This is a genomic window from Kribbella albertanoniae (assembly GCF_004348455.1).
In the GTDB taxonomy this organism is placed as follows: domain Bacteria; phylum Actinomycetota; class Actinomycetes; order Propionibacteriales; family Kribbellaceae; genus Kribbella; species Kribbella albertanoniae.
In genome coordinates this window covers 1-10,061 of record NZ_SMKA01000321.1, presented here as the reverse complement: position 1 = coordinate 10,061, position 10,061 = coordinate 1, and the positions used below count along the sequence as shown (strand labels likewise).

Genomic DNA, 10,061 nt, shown 5'->3' with positions numbered 1-10,061 from the left:
GTGGGGACTGTTGATGTGGCAGGGATTGAGGCGGAGCGGGAGCGGTTGCGGGGGGAGTACCTGCGGGAGGAGCGGGCTGCCAGTACGGCGCGGGGGCTGCATCATGTGGCGGTGTTGTGTGCGGATGTGGAGACGACCATCCGGTTCTATCAGGGGGTGCTGGGGTTTCCGTTGACGGAGATCGTGGGGAATCGGGACTACGAGGGGTCGAGTCACTTCTTCTTCGATATCGGGAACGGGAACTTGCTGGCGTTCTTCGACTTTCCGGGGCTGGAGCTGGGGGCGTACGCGGAGGTGCTGGGTGGGTTGCATCATCTGGCGATCTCGGTGGAGCCGGCCAAGTGGGCCGAGCTGAGGGACCGGCTGGATGCGGCGGGCGTGGAGTACTTGGAGGAGAGCGGTACGTCGATCTACTTCCGGGATCCGGATGGGGCGCGGGTGGAGCTGATCTCGGATCCGCTGGGGGAGATGTACGGGCTGAGCGTGCTCTGAGGGAAGATGGGTGGCATGACTGGTTCGTCGTACCGCGCCGATGCTGAAGTGGTGGAGCTCTGCAGTGAGCTGATCCGGATCGACACCACGAATTACGGCAATGGGAAGAGCAACGGGGAGCGCGTGGCGGCGGAGTATGTCGCGGCGAAGCTGGACGAGGTCGGGATCGAGTCGACGATCTACGAGTCGGAGCCGGGGCGGGCGACGTTGGTGGCGCACTGGGAGGGCGAGGACCAGAGCGCGGATCCGCTGCTCGTGCATGGGCACCTGGACGTCGTACCGGCGGATCCGAAGGACTGGAAGGTCGATCCGTTCGCGGGGGAGATCTTCGACGGGTGCGTGTGGGGGCGCGGCGCGGTCGACATGAAGGACTTCGACGCGATGGTGCTGTCGGTCGTTCGGGCGCGCCAGCGGGCGGGGGTGAAGCCGCGGCGGCCGGTGCGGCTGGTGTTCACTGCTGATGAAGAGGCCGGTGGCGTGTACGGCGCTCAGTGGCTGATCAACAACCATCCGGACACGGTCGCCGACTGCACCGAGGGGATCGGGGAGGTCGGTGGGTTCTCGGTCACGGTCAAGGACGACCTGCGGCTGTACCTGATCGAGACGGCTGAGAAGGGCATGAACTGGATGCGCCTGAAGGCCCGCGGTACGGCGGGTCACGGGTCGATGGTGAACACGGACAACGCGGTCACCAACCTGGTCGAGGCGGTCACCCGGATCGGTGGGCACCAGTGGCCGCTGCGGATCACGCCGACCGTGCGGGAGTTCCTGAAGACGCTGGAGGACGTGCTCGAGGTCGAGCTCGATCCGGAGGACATGACCGAGACGCTGGCCAAGCTGGGCAGCTTCAGCCGGATGTTCGGGGCGACGATCCGGAACACGGCCAACCCGACGATGCTGAACGCCGGCTACAAGGTGAACGTGATCCCGGGGGACGCCGAGGCGCATATCGACGGGCGGTTCCTGCCGGGGTACGAGGACGAGTTCAACGCGACCATCGACGAGCTGCTCGGCGACAAGGTGATGCGCGAGAGCGTGGTCACCGACATCGCGCTGGAGACCGAGTACAGCGGTGACCTGGTCGAGGCGATGAAGGCGTGCCTGGCGGCGGAAGACCCGCAGAGCCGTACGGCGCCGCTGCTGATGTCAGGCGGGACGGACGCGAAGTCGTGGAGCCGTCTGGGCGTTCGGTGCTTCGGATTCGTGCCGCTGCAGCTGCCGCCGGAACTCGACTTCATGGGCATGTTCCACGGCATCGACGAACGCGTCCCGACCGCCTCGCTCGAGTTCGGTTCGCGAGTCCTGGACCAGTTCTTCGACAAAGCCTAGGTATTTCTTCGGGGTCGCTGCCGGCGTGCGAAACGCGTCGGACTGACAATCGGCTCCCGGCGGCCTAGCCTCGTTCGGGGATGGCGGACCGCAACGCCGGGGGTCGAATGCTTGATGCACGAGTTCATCAAGGCAAGTTCGGTGAGGACTACGTCCGGGTGCTGGCCTCGGCGGCCGGCCTGCTGGTGTCACAGGACGACGTCGATCACGACGGCATAGACCTCTGCATCAAACAGCCCGGCCGGATCGGTTCGAGCTTCTCGCCGCGCATCGATGTGCAGGTCAAGACCACCTCGCGGCCGCGTCGACGGGCGGCGGTGCTGGATTTCGACGGTCTCGACCAGGTGCAGTTCAACCGGCTGGCGAGTGCGGATGTCATGGTGCCCTGCTATTTGTTCCTGATCGTCGTACCGATCGTCAGCGCGGACTACGCGGCACTGCGCACTGGCGGCCTGTTGTTGCGTGAAGTCGGCTACTACGTGTCGTTGCGGGACAGCGAGACCTTCGACGAGCCACGCAAGGATCGTAAGGTCCGAGTGCGGGTGCCGGTGGCGAACGTGCTGACCGTGCCGGCGTTGCGCAGGTTGCTCGGACCGGGCGGCGCGTGATGCGGCCGATCGAGCTCGGTGCACTGGTCACCTACCTGACCAGGACGGGCTGGTCGCCTACCGGAAACACCTGGCACGGTGGCGTGATCTGGGAGCAGGGCCAGTACGAAGTGCTGGTGCCGCCGCGCGACGGGATGATCGATGCCGAGTCCCGGGTCCACGAGCTCCTGCGGACCCTCGCCGAGGTCGAGGACCGCCGATCCGGTGAGATCGCGCGCGATCTGGCCTATCCGTTCCTGGACCGAGCGTCGTACCGAGGTGACGCCGAATCAGCCGTCGATGGGTTCGTGGCGCTCCCGACGGGGATCGACTCGCTGCGCGGTCTCCACGACATGCTGTACGCCGTCGCCCCGCAACCGGCGGCGCTGTCCGGCGTACTGCTGCACACGGCCTTCGACGAGCGCGAGTTGGCGACCATCCTGGTTCCGGGCCAGGGGGATGGACGGATCTTGCGGCAGCTGTACGACGCGACGGCCGCAGTGCACGCCGCGCTCGCCACGGAATCACTGGACCAGGTTGTCGACGCGGGGGTGGCGCCTGCGTTCTGCGTCGCTCTTGGCCGCCTGTCAGCGGGTGGTCTTGGTGCCTTCGAGCTGGAGTTTCGCTGGGCCCGCGGCCTACCGTCCGAAGCGCCCGATACCCAGCTGACGTTCGGAGCCGGAGCCGGCGAGCAGATCGGCCGGGTGACGCGCCGCCTCGAACAGCGCGGCAAGTCACCGCGCGATCCTGCGCCGAGTGGCCCGGGAACGCTCGAAGGCCGGGTCGTGGGGCTTCAGGATGCCGGCAACCGGGACAACCGCTGGCGGGTCCGGGTCCATGGCCCCGTCGCGAACGACACTCGCCCACGTTCGGTCTGGGCCGGGCTCGCGAGCCAGGAGCAGTACGAGCAGGCCTGGGACGCACACCGCCGTCACCTGCGGGTACGGATCAGCGGGCAGTGGACGCCGGACGGCCGCGTGCGGCTACGCGCTGATCCGGATGGACTGACTGTACTGCCGGATTCCTGACAACCAGGGCTTCAACCGCACCGACCAAAGGACCAAGACCGTGCCGAAACAAGACCTCAACCCGAAGGAACGATCCGTCCTGCTCACCCTGCTGGCCGAGGGGCGGGAGATGTCCAACGCGGACCTGCAGGAGGTCGCGGGTCTCAAACTCGACGGCACGAGCCGGCTGCGACTGAACGACCTCAAGCTGGTCGATTCCGAGAAGCGGGGCAGACTGTTCGTCCATTCGCTGACCGAACAAGGTGCGGCCTGGTGCGAGGACGAGTTGTCGGTCGAACGCCCCGCCCGCGCGGGAGCCTTCGGCGGCGCCCTCTATGCGATTCTCGGGTCGCTGCAACGTTATGTACGGCGTAGTGGCCTGCACCTGGCCGAGGTGTTCCAGGCGCCCTCCGGCCCCGACCTGCCCCAGCGGGTGCGGGACTCCTACCAGCGCTTGAGCAAGCGGCCCGGTGAGTCCTGGATCAGCCTCGCCGCACTCAGGGAAGATCTGGCCGACGTACCTCGCAACGAACTCGACGAGGTCCTGGAGGAGATGTCGTTGACGGCCGGTGTTCATGTGCAGGCTGAAGCGAACCAGCAGAGCCTGACCGAGGCCGATCACGACGCAGCGGTGCGGTTCGGCGGCAGCAGCCGCCATATCTTGAAGATCGAGCGTCCATGAGACCCGACGAGCGTGCTGCGCTGGCCGCTGCGCAGTTCAACTGGGCGGTGACCCCGGACGATATCTGGGGACCGGTGGAGCACCATGTCGATGAGCTGCACAAGGACGCCGTCCGATCGGTCCTGTCCGCGGTCGCCATGGCACGGCGGAGTCACGGATCCAGCCCGATCGGAATCGCGCTCGAGGGTGAGAAGGGCGTCGGCAAGACCCATCTGCTGGGTTGGTTGCGGCAGCGGGTGCAGGACACCGAGGGGTACTTCTTCCTGATCAAGCTGGTCAGTGGCGGCGCCTTCTGGCCGAGCGCGGTGCGCGGGATGATGGACGGCTTCCGCGCGGCACGCAGCCGGCAGCTGAGTACGCTGCTCGATCGGCTCGCCGATCAGGCCGGAGTCGACGCAGGGACGCGGGCACGGCTGGTCGGCGCTGAACCCATCCGACGGGTCGACCTCGACGCCTTTCTGGCTGGGCTCCGCAGGGTCGACCCGACCATTGCGCTGGAGTGCGGGAACACGATCCGGGCGTTGGCGCTCAGTCTCAGCCCGGATGACGCGACTCAGGAGATCGGATACAGCTACTTCGAACTCGACGGAACCGTTGAGGACCCGGACCGTGAGATGTGGGGGTTCAGGGGTGGTCCTCGGTTGCCACCGGAGATCCTGGGCGACCTGTCCCGAGTGCTCGCACTGACCGGACCAAGCGTGATCGCGGTTGATCAGCTGGACAGCCTGCTGGCCCAGATCTCCACCGCGCGAGCCGATGCCGACGAGCAGCGGACAGCTCGTACGAGCCAAGTCAACGAGATCGCTGACGGCTTGATGGAGCTGCGCGAGCGAACGCGCCGGACGGTGTCGGTGGTCGCCTGTCTGCCGGCGACCTGGAATCTGATCCAGGAGCTTTCCGTCGGAGCAGCGGCCGACCGGTTTCGGCTTGTGTCGATGCAGTCCGTGATGCCGACCGCCGCCATCGCCGAAGAGCTCGTCGAGAGCCGCCTGAGTGGCCTGTACGGCGGCGCCGGGTTCACACCGCCGTACCCCACCTGGCCGGTGCTCACCTCGGCGTTCGCCGATCGGCAGGTGCGGAGTTATACGCCGCGGCGGATCCTGCAACGAGTGGACGCCCACATCCGGCGTTGCCTGGAGACCGACGAGCTCGTGGAAATGGCCGACTTCGGGGAGCAAGCACCGCTGCGTCCGGCAGCCGGCCGGCACGCGGCACCTGTTGGGCTGAAGCGTCTGGACGACCGGTTCGAGGAGCTGCGGGCGGCTGTCGAGGTCGACGCGGCGGTGGATCCTGCCACCGAGGACACCGTCATGCCTGCGGTGCTGGCGGCCGCGCTCAGTTGCTATGTCAGCGAGCTCGGCGAGCGCGGGCAGGATTTCGAGCTCGATCCTCGTCCTGGGAGCAAGCCCGCCCTGCATGCGCGCCTTCGCCGTACGCTCGACGAACAGACCGACGACGAGATGCAGTGGAGCTTCCGGGCCATTGCCAGCCACCATCCGCGCGCGGCGCTGACTCGGTTGCGCGCTGCCCGGACCGAGTCCGGTATCGACACCGGATCGGACCGGCGACGCTTGGTCGTACTGCGCAACACCGGGTGGTCGAGCGGTCCGAAGACTACCGAGGAGCTCGCCGAGATCGAGAAGGCCGGCGGGTTGTCACTGGTCATCACCGAGGACGATCTCCGCACGTTCGGCGCGCTGGACCTGCTGCGGCGCCATCCCGATCCAGGCTTCCTGGACTGGCTGCGCACTCGCCGTCCGGTGGGGAACTCGGAGTTGTTCCGGCAGGTGTTCGACGAGGCCGTCGCAGCCGATGACGCACCGAAGGTGGACGATCCACCAGTACGGCGCGAACAGCGATCGGAGCAGGAATCCTCGATCTCGCTCGGCGTGCCGGTGGCGGGAGGCCGGCCGTTCGAGATCCCGCTGGGGATGCTGCGAAAGCATGCGGTGGCGTTCGCCGGCTCGGGCTCCGGGAAGACCGTGATGTTGCGTCGCTTGATCGAGGAGTGCGCGCTGCAGGGCGTGTCGTCGATCGTTCTCGACCCGAACAACGACCTGGCGAGACTCGGGGAACCCTGGCCCCAAGCGCCCACGGGATGGGGGCCGGGCGACGCGGCCAAGGCGCGCGAGTACCTGGATGGCACCGAGGTGGTGGTGTGGACACCCCGCCGTACCAAAGGGCGCCCGTTGGCCTTCCAGCCGCTTCCGGACTTCAGCGGCGTACTGGACGATCCCGATGAATTCTCCGATGCACTGGAGGCCGCCGTCGCGGGACTGCTGCCGCGGGCGCATCTGACCGGCAGGCGAGCCCGCAACGGTGAGGCTGTGCTGCGCCAGGCGTTGGAGCGCTACGCGCGCAGCGGAGGCGGGACACTGCGCGGATTCATCGAACTTCTTGCGGATCTGCCGTCGGACGTCAGTTCGATCCGGAGCGCCCACAAGCTGGCCGAGGACATCGCCGACTCGCTGACCGCGAACACTGTCAACGATCCCTTGTTCGGTGGTGCAGGCGAGCCACTCGATCCCGGAGTTCTGCTCACCCCGGCGGCTGGACGCCGGGCCAGGATTTCGGTCATCAGCTTTGTCGGCCTCCAGGCCGACGAACAACGACAGAGCTTTGTGAACCAGCTCCAGATGTCATTGTTCGCTTGGATCAAACGGAATCCGGCCGGGGACCGGCCGCTGGGCGGCCTCCTGGTGATGGACGAGGCACAGACGTTCGCGCCGTCGGGGGCGGCCACGGCGTGCACGCAGAGCACGCTGGCTCTCGCGACCCAGGCGCGGAAGTACGGGCTCGGGCTGGTCTTTGCCACCCAGGCACCGAAGGCTCTGCACAACCGGATCCCGGGCAATGCCACGACACAGCTTTACGGATTGCTCAATGTCGCCGTACAGATCAACGCTGCCAAGGAGCTGGCCAAGGCGAAAGGCGGCAGCGTCGACGACATTGCTCGTCTGACTGCAGGCGAGTTCTACGCGGCTACCGAGGGAACCAGCTTCACGCGCGTGCGGGTCCCGATGTGTCTGAGCCACCACCCGGCCAGCCCGCTGACAGCTGACGAGGTGATCACTATTGCTCGCGGCTGACGGGTCTTTGTGAGGTAGTTCCTGCGGTGAGGAAGTATTGGCCGGCAGCGTACGTCGACATGGTGAGGGGGCCGCGGCCGGGGAAGTCGCGGCCGGACATGCGGAGGGCGATGAGGGCGTCCGAGATGAGGAAAAGCAGGCCGCCGAGGCCTGAGCGGGGGTTGTGCCAGCGGGAGACGATGGCTGTTGCGGTGAGCAACAAGGCGTAGGCGGCGACCGGGATCTTCTGGTTGCCGAGGCCGGGGGAGAGGGCGGCGATCAGCGCTGCCCACAGGGCGCCGTACACGGCGAGGGTGCGCCAGTTGCGGGTGCCGGGTTTGCTGACGAAGAAGGCGAGGTAGCAGGCGTGCGCGGCGGCGAAGGCGGCCATGCCGGCGAGCTCGAAGCGGGTTTCGAGGAGTAGGTCGCCGGCCGCTGAAGCGAGGAGCGCGGCCTGCAGTAGCGGGTGCGCCTGCTGGCTACGGGTCCAGGAGAGCAGCAGCGGCATCAGCGCGATCTTGCTGCTCTGCCGGAGGATCTTGACGTCGAGCGCGACCGCGGCAACCTGCACCACGGCCGCGCTCCAGTACGCCGTCAACCGTCGCCGGTCAGTCGCCAGCCGCCCCAGGTTCATAGGGCCGAGTCTGCCGGACGAACTGGCCGGTCGAGCGGTTGTTCACAACAAGTTCACGAACAGCTAGCAGGGCTTGATGCCGCTGTAGTTCAGTCCTTGCCAGGTGTACTGCGCGTGCCACGCCTGCGGGGTGACGTCCGGGCCGCCACCCGGCTGGTCCCAGTACATCAGGGCCGCGGCGCGGTCGGACTGGTTGTTCACGTACGACCAGAAGTCGTCGTAGTAGGAGTACACCCGGCAGTTGTAGAAGTCGGTCCGGGCGCCGTTGTAGCCCACGTTCGCGTACACGCAGAAGTTTCCGTAACTGCAGGTCGCAGGGTCGCCCTGGATACCCATCGAGGCGCCGAGGGCACGGGCCTTCCGCTCGTTGGGGTACGGAATGGTGGTCGCTGCGCCGCCGTCCGCCCACAGGATCTTGTTAGCGGCAATCTGGTGGCCGCCGCGCTTGGCCAGCTCGGCGTTGACCGCGCGCTGCAGTTCCTTCTGCTCGTCGGCCGAGAGGCCGGCGGTGCGCACCTCCGCCGCGAACCGGGCCGGGGTCACATTGGGGCCTACGGCAACGGTCGGCAGTGCTTGAGCAGTCAGGGGTAGTACGGCGACAAGGGCTGCAGCTGTTGCCACAACACGAGAAGTGATCGACATCATGACCTTTCAGATGGGGGGCTGATCTTCAGGCACCCGCACCCTAACCGCGGAGAGGTTCATGCCTAGGGCAACAAGTTCAGGGTCTTGCGGATGCGGGGTAGCTGGGTCATGAGGACCTTTGGGGGTGTTGGTGTGGTGACGACCAAGAGGGTGAGTTTGTAGCGGAAGGGGGCGGGGATCAGGCGTTCGCCGGGGAGTAGCTCGGTGGCCAGGGCGCTGCGGGGGACTACGGCCAGGTGGGAGCGGCGGCGGGCCATGGTGACTGTGGTGCCTAGGGTGACGCCGCGGCGGGCGGTGGCGCCTGCTGCTACGAGGTGGGCCTGGACCTCTTCGCTGCCTCGGTCGTACGTCGAGAAGGGGACTAACCGGTCCTTGAGGGGCTGCTTGCCTGGGCCGGGGAGTGGTACGCCGTTCGGGACGAACAGGACGAGGTCGTCGCGACCGACCCGGCGGGACACCGTGCCACGGGGCAGTGTCATCTGCTCGGCGATCGCGATGAAGGCGGCGTCCATGGTGCCTTCGGCGACCCGCTCGACCAGGAAGTGGCCGTGGTCGACCTGCTGGACGATGTCGGTCTCGGGGAGATCGGCGTCGAGGACCGGGAACAGGATCGGCGCCATGCTGGCGAAGGTGCCGATCACGAGGCGGCGGCCCGAGGCGGCTGCGCGAGTGGCGTCGTACACCTCCTCGAGGTGGCTGAGGATGTGGTCGGCGCGGCGGCCGAGCTCGGAGCCGGCCAGGGTTGGGCGGGCGCCGCGGGTGTCGCGTTCGAAGAGCTTGGTGCCGCAGAGGCGTTCCAGCCGGGCCAGGCGCTGGGACGCGGAGGGCTGGGAGATGCGGAGCTCGCGGGCCGCCGTACCGACTGCGCCGGTCCGCACGATTGCCTGCACCAGGCGTAGGTCCTCGACCGCGGGTAATGAGGTCATAGGCTCAGCCTATGGCAAGGGTGCAAGCCGTGCAGGCTACCTGGACGGGCTGAAGCCCCAAAGAATCAACGGTATGAGAGCACGGGGCGAGGCGTTGGTGTTGCTGGCCGGTGGGGGATTGGCCGACCTGGCCTATCGATTCACGCAGATTGCGCTGCCGCTGGTGGTATTGCAGGAGACGGGGTCAGTCGCTGCGACTGGGCTGGTGGGTGGAGCGGCCGGCGTACCGGTCCTGTTGTCGCCGTGGTGGGCGCGCCGGGCTCGGCAGTGGGTCGATTCGGGACCGCGGCTGGCGGTGATCGCTGTGGTGTCGGCGATCGCGCTGGCGATGGTGCCGGCAGCGGCGGCCTTGGGGTGGTTGTCGCCGTGGCTGCTGGTGGTGAGTGGGTTGCTGCTGGGGTGCGGCGACGCGTTGGGGTCGCCGGGGCGGACGGCGTTGCTTGCCGACATCGGTGATCGGTGGGGTGCGGGGAAGGCGGTCGCGTTGCTGACCTGGCAGGACGGTGTACGGCGGGTAGGGATGGTCGTCGGACCGGTGCTGGGTGCGCTGGCGGTGGCTGCTGGGGTGACGAACGGGCTGCTGTGGATCGAGGCGGGCGCGGTCCTCGCGGCGGGGCTTGCGGGGCTCGGGATCCGTGGCGAGGCCCGGACCGAGGGTGGCGAGGCGCCGTCGATCCGCGCTGGTCTGGTG

The 10,061-nt window shown here is 67.6% G+C and carries 10 protein-coding genes; 7 read left to right on the top strand and 3 right to left on the bottom strand.

Annotated elements, in window-relative coordinates:
- The 6 genes from E1261_RS39565 (at position 1) to E1261_RS39540 (ending at position 7,186) form a co-directional block, all read left to right on the top strand.
- Positions 1–492, top strand: a complete 492-nt coding sequence (locus tag E1261_RS39565) for a VOC family protein (protein ID WP_132414889.1) — start codon at positions 1–3, stop codon at positions 490–492.
- A gap of 6 nt (positions 493–498) precedes the next feature.
- Complete coding sequence (locus E1261_RS39560) at positions 499–1,821, top strand: M20/M25/M40 family metallo-hydrolase (RefSeq protein WP_132414888.1); 1,323 nt, start codon at positions 499–501, stop codon at positions 1,819–1,821.
- A 107-nt stretch (positions 1,822–1,928) separates the two neighbouring features.
- Positions 1,929–2,429, top strand: coding sequence for a DUF4365 domain-containing protein (locus E1261_RS39555; protein ID WP_132414887.1), 501 nt, complete (start codon positions 1,929–1,931; stop codon positions 2,427–2,429).
- Positions 2,429–3,436: a hypothetical protein gene (locus tag E1261_RS39550; RefSeq protein WP_132414886.1), complete on the top strand. Its 1,008-nt coding sequence runs from the start codon at positions 2,429–2,431 to the stop codon at positions 3,434–3,436. Before E1261_RS39555 ends, E1261_RS39550 begins: the two co-directional genes overlap by 1 nt.
- 40 nt (positions 3,437–3,476) lie before the next feature.
- A complete protein-coding gene (locus E1261_RS39545) occupies positions 3,477–4,097 on the top strand; it encodes a hypothetical protein (protein WP_132414885.1) in 621 nt (206 codons plus the stop codon).
- Positions 4,094–7,186, top strand: a complete 3,093-nt coding sequence (locus E1261_RS39540; RefSeq protein WP_132414884.1) for a helicase HerA domain-containing protein — start codon at positions 4,094–4,096, stop codon at positions 7,184–7,186. Before E1261_RS39545 ends, E1261_RS39540 begins: the two co-directional genes overlap by 4 nt.
- Here E1261_RS39540 and E1261_RS39535 read toward each other — a convergent pair.
- From E1261_RS39535 to E1261_RS39525, 3 genes are all read right to left on the bottom strand, one after another.
- Positions 7,170–7,799: a lysoplasmalogenase gene (locus E1261_RS39535; protein WP_132414883.1), complete on the bottom strand. Its 630-nt coding sequence runs from the start codon at positions 7,797–7,799 to the stop codon at positions 7,170–7,172. The two genes, E1261_RS39540 and E1261_RS39535, sit on opposite strands and share 17 nt — an antisense overlap.
- 63 nt (positions 7,800–7,862) lie before the next feature.
- Positions 7,863–8,420, bottom strand: coding sequence for a hypothetical protein (locus tag E1261_RS39530; protein ID WP_132414882.1), 558 nt, complete (start codon positions 8,418–8,420; stop codon positions 7,863–7,865).
- Positions 8,421–8,506: 86 nt separating this feature from the next.
- Positions 8,507–9,370, bottom strand: coding sequence for a LysR family transcriptional regulator (locus tag E1261_RS39525; RefSeq protein WP_132414881.1), 864 nt, complete (start codon positions 9,368–9,370; stop codon positions 8,507–8,509).
- Positions 9,371–9,443: 73 nt separating this feature from the next.
- Here E1261_RS39525 and E1261_RS39520 point away from each other — a divergent pair.
- Positions 9,444–10,061, top strand: a 618-nt coding sequence (locus E1261_RS39520) for an MFS transporter (RefSeq protein ID WP_338033981.1), incomplete at its 3' end; no start/stop codon positions are given.

Bases quoted from the DNA above. Each gene is read 5' to 3' on its own strand.
- E1261_RS39550 (WP_132414886.1), top strand. From the start codon at position 2,429: ATGCGGCCGATCGAGCTCGGTGCACTGGTCACCTACCTGACCAGGACG.
- E1261_RS39525 (WP_132414881.1), bottom strand. From the start codon at position 9,370: ATGACCTCATTACCCGCGGTCGAGGACCTACGCCTGGTGCAGGCAATC.
- E1261_RS39555 (WP_132414887.1), top strand. From the start codon at position 1,929: ATGCTTGATGCACGAGTTCATCAAGGCAAGTTCGGTGAGGACTACGTC.
- E1261_RS39535 (WP_132414883.1), bottom strand. From the start codon at position 7,799: ATGAACCTGGGGCGGCTGGCGACTGACCGGCGACGGTTGACGGCGTAC.
- E1261_RS39560 (WP_132414888.1), top strand. From the start codon at position 499: ATGGGTGGCATGACTGGTTCGTCGTACCGCGCCGATGCTGAAGTGGTG.
- E1261_RS39540 (WP_132414884.1), top strand. From the start codon at position 4,094: ATGAGACCCGACGAGCGTGCTGCGCTGGCCGCTGCGCAGTTCAACTGG.